Annotated in this window: 16 protein-coding genes; 7 read left to right on the forward strand and 9 right to left on the reverse strand. The window is 45.9% G+C overall.

Annotated elements, in window-relative coordinates; genetic code table 11:
• Position 1: 1 nt before the first annotated feature.
• Together GO620_RS10885 and GO620_RS10890 are read right to left on the reverse strand one after the other, a co-directional pair.
• Positions 2–178 (reverse strand): DUF6496 domain-containing protein, encoded by a 177-nt coding sequence (locus tag GO620_RS10885; RefSeq protein WP_198173567.1) that lies wholly within the window; start codon positions 176–178, stop codon positions 2–4.
• Between the two features lie 380 nt (positions 179–558).
• Positions 559–1,209, reverse strand: a complete 651-nt coding sequence (locus GO620_RS10890) for a CatB-related O-acetyltransferase (RefSeq protein ID WP_157525391.1) — start codon at positions 1,207–1,209, stop codon at positions 559–561.
• An 11-nt stretch (positions 1,210–1,220) separates the two neighbouring features.
• On the opposite strand from GO620_RS10890, the gene GO620_RS10895 reads away from it, so the two are divergent.
• Positions 1,221–2,168 carry a nucleoside phosphorylase gene (locus GO620_RS10895; protein ID WP_317198303.1) on the forward strand — a complete coding sequence of 316 codons (948 nt, stop codon included), beginning with the start codon at positions 1,221–1,223 and terminating at the stop codon, positions 2,166–2,168.
• A 111-nt stretch (positions 2,169–2,279) separates the two neighbouring features.
• On the opposite strand, the gene GO620_RS10900 is transcribed toward GO620_RS10895, so the two are convergent.
• Positions 2,280–4,040 carry a DUF885 domain-containing protein gene (locus tag GO620_RS10900; protein ID WP_157525392.1) on the reverse strand — a complete coding sequence of 587 codons (1,761 nt, stop codon included), beginning with the start codon at positions 4,038–4,040 and terminating at the stop codon, positions 2,280–2,282.
• Positions 4,041–4,173: 133 nt separating this feature from the next.
• On the opposite strand from GO620_RS10900, the gene GO620_RS10905 reads away from it, so the two are divergent.
• Entirely contained in the window at positions 4,174–4,644 is a 471-nt protein-coding gene (locus GO620_RS10905; RefSeq protein WP_157525393.1) for a DinB family protein, read from the forward strand.
• A 262-nt stretch (positions 4,645–4,906) separates the two neighbouring features.
• On the opposite strand, the gene GO620_RS10910 is transcribed toward GO620_RS10905, so the two are convergent.
• Entirely contained in the window at positions 4,907–6,187 is a 1,281-nt protein-coding gene (locus tag GO620_RS10910; protein ID WP_157525394.1) for a serine aminopeptidase domain-containing protein, read from the reverse strand.
• 193 nt (positions 6,188–6,380) lie between these two features.
• On the opposite strand from GO620_RS10910, the gene GO620_RS10915 reads away from it, so the two are divergent.
• Positions 6,381–8,801, forward strand: coding sequence for an outer membrane beta-barrel family protein (locus tag GO620_RS10915; protein WP_157525395.1), 2,421 nt, complete (start codon positions 6,381–6,383; stop codon positions 8,799–8,801).
• Here GO620_RS10915 and GO620_RS10920 read toward each other — a convergent pair.
• Together GO620_RS10920 and GO620_RS10925 are read right to left on the reverse strand one after the other, a co-directional pair.
• Entirely contained in the window at positions 8,798–9,187 is a 390-nt protein-coding gene (locus GO620_RS10920; protein WP_157525396.1) for a DUF1634 domain-containing protein, read from the reverse strand. The genes GO620_RS10915 and GO620_RS10920 overlap by 4 nt on opposite strands.
• A 1-nt stretch (position 9,188) precedes the next feature.
• Complete coding sequence (locus GO620_RS10925; RefSeq protein ID WP_157525397.1) at positions 9,189–10,025, reverse strand: sulfite exporter TauE/SafE family protein; 837 nt, start codon at positions 10,023–10,025, stop codon at positions 9,189–9,191.
• A gap of 124 nt (positions 10,026–10,149) precedes the next feature.
• Between GO620_RS10925 and GO620_RS10930 the strand changes: the two genes are divergently transcribed.
• Positions 10,150–11,520, forward strand: coding sequence for a M16 family metallopeptidase (locus GO620_RS10930; RefSeq protein WP_157525398.1), 1,371 nt, complete (start codon positions 10,150–10,152; stop codon positions 11,518–11,520).
• 9 nt (positions 11,521–11,529) lie between these two features.
• Entirely contained in the window at positions 11,530–12,846 is a 1,317-nt protein-coding gene (locus tag GO620_RS10935) for a M16 family metallopeptidase (RefSeq protein ID WP_157525399.1), read from the forward strand.
• Between the two features lie 26 nt (positions 12,847–12,872).
• Here the strand turns inward: GO620_RS10935 and GO620_RS10940 are convergent, their stop codons facing one another.
• Positions 12,873–13,343 carry a DoxX family protein gene (locus GO620_RS10940; protein WP_157525400.1) on the reverse strand — a complete coding sequence of 157 codons (471 nt, stop codon included), beginning with the start codon at positions 13,341–13,343 and terminating at the stop codon, positions 12,873–12,875.
• Between the two features lie 139 nt (positions 13,344–13,482).
• Here GO620_RS10940 and GO620_RS10945 point away from each other — a divergent pair, with 139 nt between their 5' ends.
• Positions 13,483–14,541, forward strand: a complete 1,059-nt coding sequence (locus GO620_RS10945) for a class I fructose-bisphosphate aldolase (RefSeq protein WP_157525401.1) — start codon at positions 13,483–13,485, stop codon at positions 14,539–14,541.
• A gap of 82 nt (positions 14,542–14,623) precedes the next feature.
• Here GO620_RS10945 and GO620_RS10950 read toward each other — a convergent pair whose 3' ends face one another.
• Positions 14,624–14,968 (reverse strand): putative quinol monooxygenase, encoded by a 345-nt coding sequence (locus tag GO620_RS10950; protein ID WP_157525795.1) that lies wholly within the window; start codon positions 14,966–14,968, stop codon positions 14,624–14,626.
• A gap of 86 nt (positions 14,969–15,054) precedes the next feature.
• On the opposite strand from GO620_RS10950, the gene GO620_RS10955 reads away from it, so the two are divergent.
• Entirely contained in the window at positions 15,055–16,878 is a 1,824-nt protein-coding gene (locus GO620_RS10955; protein WP_157525402.1) for a UbiD family decarboxylase, read from the forward strand.
• Between the two features lie 135 nt (positions 16,879–17,013).
• Here the strand turns inward: GO620_RS10955 and bshC are convergent, their stop codons facing one another.
• A complete protein-coding gene (gene bshC, locus GO620_RS10960) occupies positions 17,014–18,612 on the reverse strand; it encodes a bacillithiol biosynthesis cysteine-adding enzyme BshC (RefSeq protein WP_157525403.1) in 1,599 nt (532 codons plus the stop codon).
• Position 18,613 lies beyond the last annotated feature (1 nt).

Raw genomic sequence — 18,613 nt, forward strand, 5'->3', positions numbered from 1 at the left:
ATTAATCTTTTTTCTTCGGCACTTTAGCGCCTTCTTTGCGCGCTTCTGATAGTCCGATTGCGATAGCTTGTTTACGATCGGTTACCTTTTTGCCGCTACCGCTTTTTAGCTTGCCTTCTTTCATTTCGTCCATTACTTCGCCAACTTTTTCGCCGGCTTTCTGTGAATACTTTGCCATGGTTTGGTTATTGAGTTATTGAATTATTCAGCAAAGTTTTTGCCAAATTTGGGTTACCTATCATTGTTTTAAGTATGAAGAATTAGTGACGTATAATAAAGCTTTATTACAATCTTATTCAAAGCATCCCTACGTTTTGGGCTTCTTTTCAGTGTATGCTGCGACATGGACAAGCTTGGTCTTAAGAGAAATCCGTAAAATACCACCTGGATATGAAAAGTCAGTTGGTGCACATGAAACGCTTGTTGGCTTTATAGGATTTGTTTTTTGTTTAATATTATTTCTTAATGCCTGCTTTAGGCTTAAAGACGGACACTTCTATATCAAAATGATAGGAGCGGTGTGTGTTTTGGGGATTATAGAGATAATGGTAAAACAGATTATAGAAAACTAACTTGCTCTAAAGCATTTATATCGGTCGAATTGATAAGTTTGACGTGGCGGGTAATCTTCTCTGCACTCCAGTTCCACCAGGCAATTTTATTAAGGCGTGCAATTATTGGCTCATCATAACGCATACGGATCAATTTCGCCGGGTTGCCGCCCGCAATGGCGTAATCGGGTACGTCTTTGGTCACTACAGATTTTGAAGCGATTATGGCTCCATTGCCGATCTTTACGCCGGGCATAATGGTAGCCCCGTAGCCTATCCACACATCGTTGCCAATTACCGTATCCCCTTTGAAGGGGTACTTTGTAGTAAGGTCCACGCCCTCGTTGATCTTTTCCCAGCCATTTCCAAAGATGCCGAATGGATAAGTCGAGATAGGTTTGATCTCGTGATTGGCGCCATTCATGATGAATTGTACACCCGATGCAATGGCACAAAAGTTACCGATGATGAGTTTATCGCCCAGGAAATCAAAATGGTAAAGCACGTTCCTTTCGAAATTGTGCGGGTCGATCAGGTCGTCGTAATAGGTATAATCACCCACAATAATGTTTGGACGGGTGATGATATTTTTCAGAAAAGCCATTTCGCGATGACCGTCTAAAGGGTATTTGGTAGCCGGGTTGGGTCCGTAACTCATACTGATGAATTTTGAGCAAGATAGTGATTACTATACATGACGCCGATACATGTGAAGCGTTGCATTTGGACTATATTTACCGCATGCGATTTATCTCTGATACCGACTTGATTTTGAATGCCGACGGCAGCGTATACCATTTAAACCTGCTGCCCGGCGATATTGCAGATACCATTATCCTGGTCGGCGACCCAGAACGAGTGCCGCAAGTGAGCAGGCATTTCGACACTATCGACCTAAAAAAGGGCAAACGCGAATTTATAACGCATACGGGTGTGATGCGTGGCAAACGGCTTTCTGTTGTGTCTACGGGCATTGGTACAGATAACATAGATATCGTGCTGAATGAGTTAGACGCGCTGGTAAATATTGACCTGGATACGCGTATGGTAAAAGGGGAACTTAACCAACTGAATCTGATTCGCATTGGCACATCGGGGGCGGTACAGGCAGATATTCCGATAGACAGTTTGCTGGTATCATCTGCAGCGATAGGCTTAGATAGCCTGATGCATTATTACAAGCGGGAAACTTCGGCAGCCGATGAGGAATTGCTCGCAGCCTTTAGTAAGTCATTAAATGGCAGTGGTTCTGTTTTACCATATTTCGCGGCAGGCAGCCGGGAACTGATCAGTATTTTGGGCAATGGTTTTAAACAGGGCATCACTATTACTGCGCCGGGTTTTTACGCGCCGCAAGGCAGGTCTGTGAGGGTAGCATCAGCAGTACCGCAATTTTTTGAAGTGATCAATCAATTTGAATATAAAGGACAGCGTATAACCAACCTGGAAATGGAGACCGCCGGTATCTATGGTATGGCTGCCGTGCTTGGCCACCGGGCTATATCATTTAATGTAATTCTGGCCAACCGTGCCACCAATGTTTTTAGCCGAACCCCGGCTGAGACTATGGAAAGGTTTATTGGAGAAGTACTGGATAGGGTAGTTGAATACACCTAACAGTCATATAAAACTTGTCATTCTAAACATAGTGAAGAATCTTATGCATTAATGCACTGCTGAATAATCCCGATAGCTATCGGGATTCGCGTTGCTCAAAATGACAAAAGCCTATTTCCCTCCCTTTTTCAGCATCAACTCTGCAATGTATTTTACCGGGGCGCTGCCAAAGCTTAAGAATTTTTCGTTGAAGTCTTTAAGCTTGTACTTGTCGCCCATTTTCTTTTTGTAGGCTTCGCGCAGGTCTGTTATTTCCTTGAAGCCCGTATAGTAACTGGTTAGCTGCACGCTGGAAACGCTTACACGTTTCCACTTGCCTTCCGCTTCGGCTTGCTGCTGGAATGCCTCTTTGGTCAGCATTTTTATTACCTGTTCTTTGGTCATGGTGCCGGTATGTACGCTATAATCCAATATGGCATTGTATACCGAACGCAGGTTCCATTTATACCACATCAGCATCATTTCGGGCTCGTTATTACCGAAGCCATTTTCGAGCATCATTTGTTCAGTATAAACTGCCCAGCCTTCTATCATGGCGCCATTGCTTAGTATGGATTTGATCATACTTGGCGATATATTAGCATAAACCAGTTGCGTGTAGTGGCCTGGTATAGCTTCGTGGATGCAGAGTATCTGCAATATGTATTGATTGTATTCGCGCAGGTAACTTTCAGATTTTGCGGCAGGCCACCCTGCCAGGCTGCCCACATTGTAATAGGTATTGCCACCTTTATCATACGGGCCGGGCGAACTTACCGATGCACCTGCCACCCCTGCCATGTAAGCTGGTTCCTTTCGCACAACCAACGGTTTGGTTGGGTCTATGTAAAGCAGGTTTTTATCTTTTACAAAGTTGGTCAGGCGAGGGATCTGCGCCGCGATTGCCGATTGGAACTCGTCGGGCCGCACATGCTTTGCCGACAGCGTATCTATCATTTTGCCTATCAATTCCAACGTATCTGCAGGCATGGCTTCTTTACCAAAATATTTTGGCCATAGCTGCTTGCTTATTTTAGCCATTTCGCGGTGCAGGTATTTCTTGCGCTCAACCGCGCTGTTATAGACCTGTTGAGGCGTACTGGCCGATTGGATATCATATTTAAATTTATCCTGGTACAGGTCTTTGCCCAAACGGAAACTGCGCGGATGATCGTTCTTTAAGCCTTTAAGCCACGCAGCAAAACCCTTTATGGCTTCGGCAGATAGCTTAGCACGCTCCAGCATCTTTTGCTTTTCTTCTTTTGGGATGTCTGTTTTTTTTAGCGAGTCGGCGAAGTCATTTTCAAATACAGATACGCCGCCCGTGTGCTGGTCTATTGCCAGGTTTGTCAATTCAACCACCGGATTTTTGATCTGCTTTTCGGCTTCTTTATAGTAGGCCGGGATGTTAAGCATCTTTTGATAAAAACTGCGCAGGCGCTTTTCTAAGGGTGCGTATTTTTCATTCAGGATGAAGGCAAAAGTGCCAATCACGTTATATTCAGACGGGTTCCACTCCCACGATTTTTCTTGCTGGTTTGCCCACTGTATTTCCTGCATCTGGTTTTCTATGAGATGATGGTCTATCTTCATCGCGTCGGTGAGTGAACCTATCTCGTAGCGGCTAAGCGAGTCTATTTGTTTTTTGGCAAAGCTTACGTATTTGTCGCGTGCGTCTGCACTTGGCACAATCAGTACGCTATCATATTTATGGTAGCCTACCTGCGTTGCCCAGTCGGGGTTTACCTTCCAAAGTTCTTCCAGGAAATGATTTTCATACCGGGCAAAGGTTGTGCTGTCTTTTATGGATTGCGGGGCGGCGCCATTATCCTTTTTGCAGCCGGTAAAAACAGTGAAAGCTAGTGCCGCAAATAAAACAGATCTGGTTAGCATTTGACGAGGGGTTTTAAATATGCCTGCTAACTTAAACATTACAATACACAAACAGAAACTGCCTGCATAACGCGAATATTACAGTAACATATCTGCTTGCTGCTTGTTAAGCATACAACCAATTATGTCCCTTATGGATACTAAGGAAACCACCATTGAAGAATTAATAAAGCTGTTAAAAGGCGGCGGAGCACATGCAACACTTAAAGACGCGCTGGCCGACCTGCCCGAAAACTTGCGCAGTGCAAAACCATACAACTTACCCTACAGCATCTGGCAGTTGTTAGAGCACATCCGCATTGCGCAATGGGATATGCTTGAGTTTTGCCGCGACGCCAATCATAAATCGCCTAAGTGGCCCGATGATTATTGGGTGAAAGAGACCGGCCCTGCTGATGAACGCATCTGGAAAAATTCTATAAAGCAGATAGAGCATGACCTGGAAGATTTTATAGAACTGATCAAAAAGCAAGATATCTATAAAAAGATTCCGCATGGCGATGGACAAACAATTTTACGCGAAGCGCTGCAAATGGCAGATCACACGAGTTATCATACCAGCGAGATCATCATTATCCGCAGGTTATTAAATGCATGGAAATAGCAATTTCCTAATCCTTCAGCTGACGGATGAGTGTAACATGTGACAGTTTTTCTAACAATACTGACTTATTAGTATCTGACTTAAACCTGTCAGCGATATAATACCCTGTGTATCAACACTGCATGATCGTGTCAGTGTCACATGTTTGCCCGTTTTTTGACAAAAAATGTCACATACTGTTTCAGGGTGTTACAATGCCATAACACTGTCAGCACAATGTTTACCGTTAATCTTAATCTGTAAAATACTGACGGTAAAGCAATTACTTCAATTTTCCGATGAAATTCAGCACATCGGTCACCAACTCCGGCTTTAGCGGCAGGTTCGGGTCGGCATAAGTAGCCAGATTCTTATCACGGTCTGCCGGGGCATCCTTTAAAATGTGATTCATGTTGGGAATAATGTCAAGTTCGGCGTCAGATTTACCTTTCTTCAGCTTCTCGGCATCAACCGTGCTAACTTGTAAGTCTGTTGTGCCCTGCAATATCAAAACAGGCATTTTTAACCTGCGCATAACCAGCGCTGGGCCGTAACGCATCCACGACATGATATAAGGCTGAATACTTGGGCGTACCAACGCGTATAATGATACATCTACATTGTTTTGCACCTTTCCCTTAGCAAGGCTGTCTAAGACAGTATTCACACGTGTGGCTATATAGTCAGGCTGCGATTTCATCTGTTCCTTTAATAAAACAGATGCCGGCCTGCCCGCTCCCTCGGCAGAAATAAAACCTGCCACAGGCCCGTCGGCAGATGCAAGCATCCCCACCAGTGATCCTTCACTATGGCCGAATACAATGACTTTTGAAAAGCGCTTATCGTCATGTAATTCGCCAATTATACGCGATGCATCTTCTACATAATCCTCAATTTTTAATTGTGACTCTTTTGTGCCCGAAACACTTTTGCCAACAAGCTTTTTATCATAGCGTAAACTGGCAATGCCTGCTTTACTTAATGCCGCAGCCAGCATACGGTAGGTATTGGTATTGATACCCAGTTTAGGGCTGTTACCGTCGCGGTCTGTAGGGCCAGATCCTGCAATGATCAGTACAACCGGAACCTTTCCGCCGGTACCGGGCGGGATCAATAGTGTGCCCGATATCTCCGCGTTAAATAAGCCCTTAGAAATGTAAGGTGTTTCGCCCGGCAAGGCTTCCGTTTGCTGCACGGTGGCACCATCGGTATAGTTATCAAAAAACAAACCTGCTATCTGGTTCTTGTCATCAACGTTAAGTTTCATGGCCAGCACAGACTTGTCGAACGATGCTTTGTAGATCGCTATGCCATTGTCGTTACGGGCGTAGGTAATGTCCTTCAGGTCTCCCAACTGGCTGTGCAGCTGGCCAACCATCTGATTATTTTTATCGGCAGGCAGCGCTGTTCTTACCGTTGGAGAGAACATCGCAAAAATGCTGTCGGGCTGGTTAGCGTTATAAAATTGTTTAAATTTTGTAACCACTTGCATATAGGCAGCCTGGCCGGTTTGGGCCTGCGCGGTTAACGCGGTTATCATAAAAACAAAGCACAATTTTTTCATTATCGCGTATTAGGAACGCCGAAATTAATCATAGTTTGGTTATTTTACTATTGCGTTCTGTACGATTAAAAACTATTATTTATATTCCACCTCAAAATATTTTTCTGCTACGTAACTTAAAATTGTTTTTAACGTAAAAGAAAATTGATAAACGATTTTGATGCCGTTACGGTAAGTGACCCCGAACTATTGAATGACTAAACTTATTGCTTGTATTATCTTCTTGTGTATTGCCCTGAGTTCGTATTCACAAAGCAATAGTTCTGCCATTAACGGAAAGATCACCGGCCCTGATAATCAGCCCGCCATCTCTGTAACCGTAAGGTTGTTACACCTGCCCGATTCTGCACAAATAAAAGCCGGCAATACAGATGCTAACGGCTCCTTCTCGTTCGAAACAATTAAAAGCGGCAGGTACGCCATCGTGGTAAGCGGCATAGGCTACAAAAAACAGGTTACAGGGCCATACGTAGTAACACCCGGCCAGCGACTTACCATTGCTGACGTCAAACTTTCTGAAGACAGGATCGCGCTGAGCGAAGTGGTGATACGTGATAAACGGGATTATATTGATACGCGCGCCGATAAAACCGTGTTGAATGTTGACCGTAATATCCTGGCAACAGGCATAAACGCGCTAAGCGTGCTGGCTACCGCACCTGGCGTAAAGGTGAACAGCCTGGGCGAAATAGCCATGAAGGCGGGCCAGCGCCCATCTGTATATGTTAACGGCAGGCAGGTGAGGCTGCAGGGTGCCGACCTTTCTGCTTATTTGCAGAGCCTGCAAAGCCCCGACATTAGTCAGGTAGAGCTGATACAAAATCCATCGGCCAGGTTTGACGCGGGCGGCGCCGGCGGGGTGATCAACATCATCATGAAAAAGGGTGCTAATGAAGGCTTTAATGGCGCGGTAACGGGCACTGCAGGTTATGGCAGTTACGGCAAAGCCGGGCTTAACGCAAACGGTAATTACCGGTCTAAAGGCGTAAACGTATTTGGGTCTGCCGGCATAGATTATAATAAAACCTTTTTAACCATCCGTACAGACCGTACTATAAATGACGCCGAGCATTCGGCATTTAACACAGTTTATGACAATACCCAAAGCACGCCTACTTTTAATTACCGCTTTGGCACAGATGTTACCATCAGCCAGAAACATTCGCTGGGCTTTTTAATATCTGGCAACACAGCAACAACAGATTTTTCTAAAAGTACCGCTACCGCGTTGCGAAAAACCAGCGCGGACTCATCTTTTATTACCACCTCGAACCTTAAAAGAAAGGTGTCACTTACCAACTATAACATCAACTACCAGGGGAAATTAGGAAGCCATCAAACGCTAAGCGCTGATGTCGACGCTGCATTTTATTCGCGCCGTTCGCAGGAACAACTGGTAACATCAAGCAGTATAACCCGCCCGGCGAACGCTATCACGCCAAGGTTAGACACGTTGAATAACCTGGCACCCACCAAATTTGACAACCAGTCTTTCAAAATAGATTATGGCAATAACCTGTCTAAGACAAACCATTTAGACGCGGGTATAAAAGGCAGTTTTGTACACAGCACTAATATGCAATGGTTTAACACGGTTGTTAACGGCGTATCTGTACCTTATGCCAGCTTAAGCAGCGATTTTAATTACAACGAGCGGATCGCTGCTGCCTATGTCAACTTTGTCCATGTGGCAGATAAATTTTGTTATACCGCCGGGCTGCGTGCAGAAAATTTGCGGTCTGATGCTAACCTGGTATCGCGTAATGAGCGCTTTATCCGCAACTATAACAACCTGTTCCCTTCGTTGCAGCTGATCTACAAACCCAATAAATCGCAGTACATTTTTGATTACAACCGCCGCATAGATTATCTGGATTATAGCATTGTGAACCCGATAGTAGCTTACCAGGATAACTACAACCTGCGCGCGGGAAATCCCTACCTGCAGCCTGCCATCATCAATACCTTCCAGGTGTCATACTTACGCCCATCCGTGCTAAAGCTGAGTGTCTATGCCATAGACACCAAAAACATGTTCAACTTTGCTTATTACAGCCAGAATGATGTCACTAAGGTGCTCACCACTACTAAAACCAATCTGCAAACGTTTTTGTCAACCGGGGTTAGTGTGGAGTTGCCGGTTAAGGTGAGCAAGTTTTACAATTTTGATTTCAACGGCGATGTGGCCTATCAACGTTATAAGGATTATAAAGGATATTTGAACAAAGGGACGGGCGACCTGATCCTTAAACTGAATCAAAGTTTCCGTTTGGCTGATGGTTTATCAGCATCCGTTTACGCGCAGTACGAATCGGCAACGTTTTACGGTGTTTCATCATTCAGGCCTAACTATTATCTGAACGCGGGTATCGCGAAACAGATCAACCCAAGGTCTACCCTTACAGTAAACGCGACAGACGTTTTTAATACAGACCGCGACCGTTATAACATTAATTTCGCCAATCTTAACATGTCTGTATACAACAAAAAGGAGACACAAGTTGTACGGGTTACTTACACCTATCGCTTTGGCAAATCAACTGTTAAGGGTGCGCGCAGGCATACAGCTAGTAACGCCGAGGAACAGCGCCGCATGAACTCGGCAGGGCTTTAACCTACGTTACCCGTAAGCGAGCCGGCTATGATGATAATTAGCACGGCGAGGGTTATGCCTACATACAGCCAGTCTTTCTCCAGCACAAAGCCTATTGCAGAAAATATAATACGAACTATTGGTGTGATAATAAGCAGGATGATTCCCATTTGTATTACCGCCCGGCCTCTGCCGTTAAATATACCGTGTATGATGCCGGAAAGAGAGTGCACAAACTCCGGCACGCCTATAAATTTGTGGTAATCAACAGCTTCTGAGCCGTGACGGTGCAAGTAAACCAAGCCACCAATAAAAACCACAGATATAGATAGGATAACGCCTGCGCGCAGCACAAGGCCTATGATCCGCTGCATATCTGTATCCTTAAAACTGTGCTTTGCTGCCATATCAGATCTTGCCGTTTAAACCATTGTAGATCATCTGCGCCGCCAGGAAAGTAACGATCACCGCGAACACCCAGCGCAGCCAACCCGATGAACCTGTTTTGACCAGTATCTTCGACCCGGTTATAGCGCCTAATAAAACTCCTATAACTACCGGCATGGTAATCCCCGGGTCTATATAGCCGCGCTGTAAATAAACCACCGCGCTGGCCGCTGCCGTTACCCCTATCATAAAATTACTGGTGGTGGTTGACACTTTGAACGGAACGCGCATGATATTATCCATGGCGATAACTTTTAGCGCCCCCGAGCCTATGCCCAGCAAACCTGATATAATGCCCGCGAACAGCATCATGATAAAACCGCCGCCCACCTTGCGCACGCCATATTCTACACGGCCTATTGCGGTAGGGTAGCTGCCATTTAATTTTAATTTCACCGCAAGCGGCGCCTGCTCTGTAACGATGATTTCCTGCTTTTTTTTAACAGACATTACTGCCGAAAAAATGAGTATCACCCCAAATATTACCGCGATGATAGGCGCGTGAATGAAAAGAGATAGCGTTGCCCCTATCAGCGCGCCCAGTGTTGTAGCGATCTCAAGGAACATGCCGATCCGGATATTGGTTATTCCCTCCTTTACATACGCCGCGGCCGAACCCGTTGACGTGGCTATAACAGAGACGAGCGAAGCACCAATGGCATAATGGATGTTGACGCCTAAACCGATGCTCAGCAGCGGAATGATCACCACCCCGCCGCCCAAACCTGTGAGCGAGCCCAGCAGACCTGCCGCAAAAGCGCCGACAAGCACTATCAGGGTAAACAACAATACGGTCATTAGAATTTAGCGGTGGTTTATAACAGCGACTAAAGTAGCAATACTTTTAGGCTAAGCGTTTACTGTAACAATATTAATTACTATTTGAAACAGAAATACTTACTTTAAACGTTTATTGCGTTGTATGAAGATCAAACTGCTCCTGCCTGTATTATTTTGTTTTGTTTCTGCTATAGGCTTTGCCCAATCCAAACTTCCGTCGAACATATTTCAGCACAAATTGCCCAACGGCCTCGATGTTATTGTTGTAGAAGATAACAGCGTTCCGCTGGCTACGGTAATGATCACTGTTAAGAACGGGGCATATACGGAGCCGCCTGCCTTTAACGGCTTAAGCCACTTGTATGAGCATATGTTCTTTAAAGCCAATAAGGACTATCCAACGCAAACAGACTTTATGAACAGGGTAAGTGAGTTGGGGATGGAGTTCAACGGCTCTACAACTTATGAAAATGTAAACTACTTTTTTACGCTGCCAAGCGCCAATCTTAAACCCGGCCTGGAGCTGATGAACTCATCTATCCGGTATCCGCTGTTTAACGCCGAGGAAATGAAGCGCGAGAACATTGTGGTAGACGATGAATTTCAGCAGCATGAATCGGCGCCGGCTTATGCCTTGATAGATGCCATGGACCATCACATGTGGGGCGATCTGTACAGCCGTAAAAATCCTACAGGCAACCACGATATCATCCGTAACGCAACGCCCGCGTTGATGGACTCCATTAAGAACAAATACTATTACCCTAACAACGCACTACTTACCATTGCCGGCGACGTTGCCCACGCGGCGGTGTTTGCGGAAGTGGATCAGTTGTTCGGCAGCTGGCAGGCATCCGCGTTCGATCCGTTTAAGAAATGGCCAGTGCCCGAGTTTAAGCCTCTAACCAAGACCGATTATTTTGTGGTACAGTCGCCCATAGCGAATGTGCCCATTATCCAGATGGAATGGTTTGGCCCTGATACACGCCACGATCTGCCTGCTACTTACGCCGCTGACGTATTCTCTTACATCCTCGACCAGAATTCATCTAAGTTAAGCAAAGCACTCATCCGCAGCGGCCTGGCACAGCAGGTTGATTTTGGTTATCTCACTTTAAGCCATACCGGGCCTATCACGTTATTGGTGATACCTAACCCTGCCAAGATACCCGAATGCCTGGCAGAAATTAAAAGGCAGATAGCCATGTGGGATAGCCCCGATTATGTAACCGATGAGCAATTAGAAACAGCCAAACGTAAGCTGGGCATACAGCAAACCCGCGAAGCGGAAGTGACCAGCGATTTTACGCAGGTGTTATCTTTCTGGTGGGCATCGGCGTCATTGGATTACTTCGCCAGTTACAATGATAACCTCAAAAAGATGACCAGAGCAGATCTGCAGAATTACGTACGCAAATACATAAAAGGTAAGCCCTATTGCGCAGGCCTGCTGGTGAGCCCGCAAATGAACCGGCAGCTTACACCCGCCAAATTCTTTACCGCAGCTAACTAAGCCATCATCATGAAAAAACTATATATCATTTGTCTTTTGCTGCTACCGGTTGTTGTTCAGGTTAAGGCGCAAACCCTAAATACCCGCACTGCTTCTTCGTTTACAGTGAATGGGTTAAAGGTGATCTTTAAACCTACGGTGAAAGACGTGATCAGTGTGCGGATGTACTTCCGGGGCGGGGTTTACAATTACCCCGGCGATAAAGCGGGCATAGAAAGTTTCGCGCTGAAGGCTGCCACGCAATGCGGAACGAAAAAATACAGTGCTGATGCCTTCAGGGATATCGCGGATAAGTTCGGCATCGATATAGGCGGCTCGTCTACTTACGATTATGGCAACATAGGGATGGACTGCGTTAAGCAATATTTCGACCAGGGCTGGGACCTGTTTGCCTCTGCAGTTAACTCTCCCATATTTACAGAAAGCGAGGTTAGTTTATTGAAAAGCAAGCTCATCACCATGGCAAGCTCGCAGCAAGGCGACCCCGATAAGCACATAGACGACATGGTGATGAAATATGCTTACAAGGGCACCCCATACGCTACCGACCCGGATGGGGATATCATCAGCCTTACGCCTATAACAGCAACTGATCTGAGAGACTATTATGCGCATATATTGAGCAAGAACCGCATGTTCCTGGTAATTGCCGGCAATATTACCCGCGCACAGGTAGAAGAAAAAGTTAAGGCGTTTTTCGCTGCGTTGCCGGATATACCTTACATACCACCGGTGCGCACCTCGCCGCAATGGGCAGAAAACCATCTGGACGTTGAAGGCCGCGAGCTGGCAACCAATTACATTACCGGGGTTTTTAATGCCCCGCCGATCAACACGCCCGAATTTTTAGCCTATAGAATGGGTATTTCCGGTTTGGGCGGTTCACTGTTCAGCGAATTGCGCACACAGCTCAACCTATCCTACGATCCCGGTGCATCTGCGATAAGTTACCTTATGCCTTATGGCTTTATGCATGTAAGTACCAACAGCCCTAAAGAAGCTGTGGAAGGTATGGTGCGCATTATAAGCCGTGTGAAATCTTTAGGCATATCAGATGATGGCTTAAAGTATTTAAAAAGCACTTTTATTACCTCAAATTACATCAAAGACCAGGGATCCAGCGCAATCACTGCCAATCTGGGATCGGCAGAAATAAATGGCGGCTGGGAGTATGCCGAGAATTTGCCCGCCATGCTGGACAAAGTTACCGTTGAGCAGATCAATGAAGCAATGCTAAAATATATCGCCGGGATAAGGTGGGTATACCTGGGCAGCCCTAAACTGGCACAGCAAGCCGACGACGCATTCAGCACAGCAGTTCACTAGCGCCTCACCTTTTGAGAGGGTGATCATCAATGCGGATACGGGTGTATAATGGCGAAATAAGCCGTCCATGCAATTAGAAACAACTGCATCGGTATCCTGAACCATAAATAATAAATGCCGGGGCCTGTAAAGTCGCCGGCTTCCATGTTTACCCGGCGCTGTGTTGCATAAACATTCGCCGGTAGCAACGCGGCTAAGAAAATCACCAACGCGTAGCCCGCTATTACTCTTGTTTCATAGATCATAATGCCGGCAGCGGCAATAATTTCTATTACACCGGTAACGGTCACCATGGTCTTTTTAATGGCCATCGGTATAAATGGCGGCACCATCAGCACCATGCCTTTCATAAAAACAAAGTGCGCCAGCGATGTGAATAACAGCATTACCGCCAGCGCCAAACGCCCCGCCAGGTAAAGGTCTTCGCGGGCGTTAAAAGTATATGTTAAAAGCAGGGTTAGTCCAAAAACCGATGCTAATACGATCAGAGGTTTCATGGGTCAATAAATTGGTTAGCTAAATTTATTGATATAAAGACTTTTGTACAATACAGTTGCTCAAAATTTACAAAGTATTATGACAATAGTGCATCAACAATAACCGCGACTACATGTTAAACTTTTTTAACCGACTGTTATGCCTATTCAAAAAATACAAGACCTGTTAGGTAAAGATGCAGAATCACTGCTCGCTCATAAATGCGAAACTTTTTCTAAAGACCTGCTGCACAACCCATCGCCCGATTTTATCGACAAAGTTTTTCTGGACAGCAACCGTAACCCGCAGGTGCTTAAAAGCTTAACAGCCATACGCAACCACGGCAGGTTGGCGGGTACGGGCTACATGTCAATTCTTCCGGTCGACCAGGGTATAGAGCATACCGCAGGCGCTTCATTTTCCAAAAACCCTATGTACTTCGATCCGGAGAACATCATTAAACTGGCACTTGAGGCAGGATCTAACGCCGTGGCGACCACTTTTGGCGTACTTGCTGCTGTGGCAAGAAAATACGCGCACAAAATTCCTTTCATTGTAAAGCTTAACCACAACGAATTGCTGACCTACCCCACTAAATATGACCAGATCATGTTCGGTTCGGTAGAAGATGCGTGGAATTTAGGGGCGACCGCTGTTGGTGCGACGATCTACTTTGGGTCTGAACAATCTGACGGGCAGATCATAGAGGTATCGCAGGCGTTTGAACGCGCGCACGAATTAGGCATGGCTACCGTTTTATGGTGCTACACCCGCAATAACGCTTTTAAGAAAGACGGTGTAAATTATGAGACCGCAGCGGACATTACAGGTCAGGCTAATCATTTGGGTGTTACCATTCAGGCAGATATAATCAAACAAAAACTGCCCGACGTGAACGGCGGCTTTACCAAAATAGACTTCGGCAAAACCGACCCATTGATGTACAGTAAACTAACTTCTGATAATCCTATAGATATGTGCCGCTACCAGGTGGCCAATTGCTTTATGGGTCGCGCGGGTCTCATCAATTCGGGCGGAGAATCTAACGGCGCTTCGGACCTGGCAGAAACAGTAAAACATGCGGTGATCAACAAACGCGCGGGTGGTTCAGGTTTAATAGTAGGTCGCAGGGCTTTCCAGCGCCCTTTTAACGAAGGGGTAGAATTACTTCACGCGGTACAGGATGTTTACCTGGCCAAAGAAATTGACCTGGCATAGATGACTTGGTTTGAGCATCTTCACTAGAAAGAATTTAAAATTGATAGAGCCCTTCTCCTTCGGAGAAGGGTTGGGATGAGGCTTACAATCCGGGCTTTTTAGCGATACCTACAACATCGACATTAGTTAATTCTAAAGACTTTACCATGTGCTCAACGGTGGCTTTGTACTTTTTAAAATGCGCCGTTTGGATGTGCGATTCGTAAGCTGCCTGGCTCGCGTAGATCTCCAGTATGGTGATCTTCTCAGGGTGCAGTTTATCGGCTACCGCATAATAGGTTAGTACGCCGGGCTCCAGTTTAATCGCAGCATTCATTTGCTCTCTTAAAGCGGCGGTATATGATGTCAGTTGCGCAGGGTCTACTTCTATTTTGGCAATGCGTGTGATCTGATCTTTGGTTTGTGCCGATGCGATGCCTGCTGTCATAAATATAAAACCTGTTATAATTAAAATTCTACGTATCATGTTCCGGTTTTTTATCAAAGCTACAGTGTTTTCTTACTTTTGGCATAATGGGTTATAAAAGTTTACAAGACTGCATTACCGATCTGGAAAAACACGGTCATCTGATACGCATTAAAAAAGAGGTTGACCCTTATCTGGAGATGGCGGCTATTCACCTGCGCATGTTTGAGGCAAAAGGCCCGGCAATTTTGTTTGAAAAAGTAAAAGGCAGCAAATTTCCGGCACTCTCAAACCTGTTCGGTACTCTGGAACGGTCGGAGTTTATTTTCAGGGATACGCTGCCGCAGATCAAGACTTTAGTGAGCCTCAAAAATGACCCGCTCAAAGCTGTAAAATCGCCGTTTAAATATACAGGGTCTGCACTTACCGCATTTTCTGCATTACCTAAAAAAGTAAGCAATAGCCGTATCAAAGATTTCGCGAAGACAACTATAAGCGCGCTGCCGCAAATTGTAAATTGGCCTTTGGATGGAGGCCCGTTTGTTACCATGCCGCAGGTTTATACCGAAGATGCCGATCAGCCGGGCATCATGAATGCTAACCTGGGCATGTACCGTATACAACTTGGCGGGAATGAATACATCGAGAATGAAGAAATAGGTTTGCATTATCAATTGCACCGCGGAATAGGAGTGCATCAAAGTAAGGCAAATGCCAAAGGGCAGCCTTTAAAGGTGAGCATTTTTATAGGCGGCCCGCCGTCGCACCCGGTTGCAGCGGTAATGCCCTTGCCCGAAGGCTTATCAGAAATGACCTTCGCGGGCGCTTTAGGTAAACGGCGGTTCCGTTACTTTCATGATCCCGAAGGTTTTGTAATATCTGCCGATGCGGATTTTGTGATCACCGGAGAAGTTCATCCGCACGTTAATAAACCCGAAGGCCCCTTTGGCGACCACTTGGGTTATTATAGCTTGACCCATCCCTTCCCGTTAATGAAGGTGCATAATGTGTATCATAAGAAAGATGCAGTATGGTCTTTTACCGTGGTTGGCAGGCCGCCGCAGGAGGACACCAGTTTTGGCGCGTTGATCCATGAGATCACGGGGTCGGCCTTGCCAAAAGAAATTCCCGGCTTACATGCCGTTAACGCGGTAGATGCCGCAGGTGTACACCCCTTATTATTCGCCATAGGCAGCGAACGTTATACGCCTTTTTTAAACGAGCGCCGCCCGCAGGAAATACTGACTATTGCCAATCATATCCTGGGCAAAAACCAGTTAAGCCTGGCGAAATACCTATTCATAGCGGCTAAGGAAGATGATCCTTTGCTTGACGTGAACGACATCGGGGGTTTCCTGAAACATATACTTGAACGCGTTGACTTCACGCGCGACCTGCATTTTTATACCCGCACCACCATTGACACTTTAGATTATAGCGGCAGCGGTTTAAATAGTGGCAGTAAGGTAGCAATAGCGGCGGCAGGCGAGGTGAAACGAAGTTTATGGAATGTTGTGCCTGCAGAATTTGCATTGCCGGGGGAGTTTGCCGGATACAAAATTGCTATAAACGGGGTTTTGGCCATAACTGCGCCCGCGTACACCAGCGACTTAGATACTAATGAACAAATTAAGGCTCTGAACAGCACGTTAGGCCCGAAAGACCTGTCAGGCTTGCCATTAATGGTTTTATGCGACGATGCCGAATTTACCGCGGCTAACATTAACAACCTGGTATGGGTTACCTTCACGCGCAGCAACCCCTCGCACGATATTTATGGCATCAACAGTTTCATAGAACATAAGCACTGGGGCTGCCACGGCCCGTTCATTATAGATGCCCGTAAAAAACCGCACCACGCGCCGGAATTGATAAAAGACGAGGAAGTGGAAAAAAGGATCGATGGGTTGGTGGAGAGGATATTGAGGTAATAAGCCAACAACTATTCGGCTATGTCATTACGAGCTTTCGAAGAAAGCGCGGCAATCTCATAGGACGACTTTATGCTGAGATTGCCGCGTCGCTACGCTCCTCGCAATGACAATATGGGCAAGTAAAAGATTCTGTTATTCAGACAGCACTGTAAACTTAAAGTCCAGCGGTTGAAAGTTTCTGATCAACTCGTCAATAAAGCTTTGCCCCCATTTCACATAGAATAAGCCAAAGTTTTCATTACGTTCCTGCAGGCCGTTACCAGGGAAGAGTTCTTTTTTAATATTTTCTATCTGCGTTAGGCTTGTGGTGTACTTGCGTTTTTCGGCACGCATCAGTTTCTTTTCCAAATTACCCATCGCGTGTTTTAAGCGTGCTTCAACAGCGGATGTCGACGGCGCGAGTGTCTCATCTATCTTATAAATGCGCAGCTTTATTTTCTCGAATATGTGGCTTAGTTCGCGCAGTTCATCTGTAAGCGAAAGCTGATGCGATGTGTGTGCAGAGACCCAATTTTTCTTGATGCTTTCTGTGTCGAGGAATAATTGCTTAGCATCCAGTTCCATCTTGCGGATCTTTGCCGCGGTGTCCTTGCGGATAACCAGTCCCGAGTTACGCAGTATAAGAACAGGAAAAGTTAGCCGGTAGAAGTTGAACACCGACTTTAATTCCAGCCAGTAAACCAGTTCGCCGCCACCGCCAATATATGCCAGGTTTGGTAAAATGTATTCCTGATAAACGGGGCGCATGGCAACATTCGGGCTAAACCGCTCGGGATGTGCCGCAATCTCTGCCTTTAGCTTATCTTCTGTAAAACTTGTATCAGTATTTAGCACTTGGTAACGGCCATCTTCAAATACAATACGCTCGCGGCTGCCATCGGTCAGGTAAAAAAAGTTGATCTCCCGAGGGTTGACCTGTATAGGGACGTGCAGTTGATTAAGCCGCTCAATAGTTTGACCGATCTGTTTAAAACTGTTCCGTCCTATAATGTCTTGCTCGATGATAGGCGCAAATTCCTTTTTAAGGCGGCTATCATCTGCATCGATAATTACAACTCCATATTTGCCAAAAAGCGCGTTTACCAAGTAACGGGTAGCTCCCGCCAGGGCGTTAAACTTTGTGTAAGCGGTCTCGACCAGCTGCGCCAGTTCTTCGCCATGGCCTTCTATACCCAACACGCCTTTATACTGATTAAGTGCTTCGCGGATGGTTTTGGTATCGAGCCTGCCGGTTGCGCCTGCCGCTTCTAAATTCCATTGCACTTTTTTACCGCCAATGTTGGTGTAGTTGATCTCTGCAAAATCGTGATCTTCGGTCGCCATCCAGTAAACGGGTACAAATTTTTTGTCCGGGAAGTGCTCGCCTAATTGGCTTGCAAGCTTGATGGCGGTAACTATCTTATAAATAAAATAAAGCGGACCGGTAAAGATATTTAGTTGGTGGCCTGTGGTAACGGTGAAAGTATTTTCGTCAGCAAGTGCATCAATGTTTTCGTGCGGAATAACAGCGCCCGCATCAACATTCTTAATATTATCGTACTGCTCATTAAGGACCGTAACCAGCAGTTCGCGGTTTGCGGTAACTTTGCGGTCTTTTAAAATTTGTGTAAAGCCATCCAGGTTTGGCCTGTAGGTATAAAAAGGTTCCAGCGCAGGCGCGTTGTCCAGGTAATCGGTAACCGTTTTGCTGAAATAACCTGTTTCCTTATAGCTGATACACTGGATGTCCATT

The organism is Mucilaginibacter ginkgonis (genome assembly GCF_009754905.2).
Taxonomy (GTDB): domain Bacteria; phylum Bacteroidota; class Bacteroidia; order Sphingobacteriales; family Sphingobacteriaceae; genus Mucilaginibacter; species Mucilaginibacter ginkgonis.

Coding starts and splice junctions, on each gene's coding strand:
- GO620_RS10900 (WP_157525392.1), bottom strand. CDS start 4,040: ATGCTAACCAGATCTGTTTTATTTGCGGCACTAGCTTTCACTGTTTTT.
- bshC (WP_157525403.1), bottom strand. CDS start 18,612: ATGGACATCCAGTGTATCAGCTATAAGGAAACAGGTTATTTCAGCAAA.
- GO620_RS10905 (WP_157525393.1), top strand. CDS start 4,174: ATGGATACTAAGGAAACCACCATTGAAGAATTAATAAAGCTGTTAAAA.
- GO620_RS10885 (WP_198173567.1), bottom strand. CDS start 178: ATGGCAAAGTATTCACAGAAAGCCGGCGAAAAAGTTGGCGAAGTAATG.
- GO620_RS10910 (WP_157525394.1), bottom strand. CDS start 6,187: ATGAAAAAATTGTGCTTTGTTTTTATGATAACCGCGTTAACCGCGCAG.
- GO620_RS10915 (WP_157525395.1), top strand. CDS start 6,381: ATGACTAAACTTATTGCTTGTATTATCTTCTTGTGTATTGCCCTGAGT.
- GO620_RS10925 (WP_157525397.1), bottom strand. CDS start 10,025: ATGACCGTATTGTTGTTTACCCTGATAGTGCTTGTCGGCGCTTTTGCG.
- GO620_RS10955 (WP_157525402.1), top strand. CDS start 15,055: ATGGGTTATAAAAGTTTACAAGACTGCATTACCGATCTGGAAAAACAC.
- GO620_RS10930 (WP_157525398.1), top strand. CDS start 10,150: ATGAAGATCAAACTGCTCCTGCCTGTATTATTTTGTTTTGTTTCTGCT.
- GO620_RS10935 (WP_157525399.1), top strand. CDS start 11,530: ATGAAAAAACTATATATCATTTGTCTTTTGCTGCTACCGGTTGTTGTT.
- GO620_RS10890 (WP_157525391.1), bottom strand. CDS start 1,209: ATGAGTTACGGACCCAACCCGGCTACCAAATACCCTTTAGACGGTCAT.
- GO620_RS10950 (WP_157525795.1), bottom strand. CDS start 14,968: ATGACAGCAGGCATCGCATCGGCACAAACCAAAGATCAGATCACACGC.
- GO620_RS10945 (WP_157525401.1), top strand. CDS start 13,483: ATGCCTATTCAAAAAATACAAGACCTGTTAGGTAAAGATGCAGAATCA.
- GO620_RS10940 (WP_157525400.1), bottom strand. CDS start 13,343: ATGAAACCTCTGATCGTATTAGCATCGGTTTTTGGACTAACCCTGCTT.
- GO620_RS10920 (WP_157525396.1), bottom strand. CDS start 9,187: ATGGCAGCAAAGCACAGTTTTAAGGATACAGATATGCAGCGGATCATA.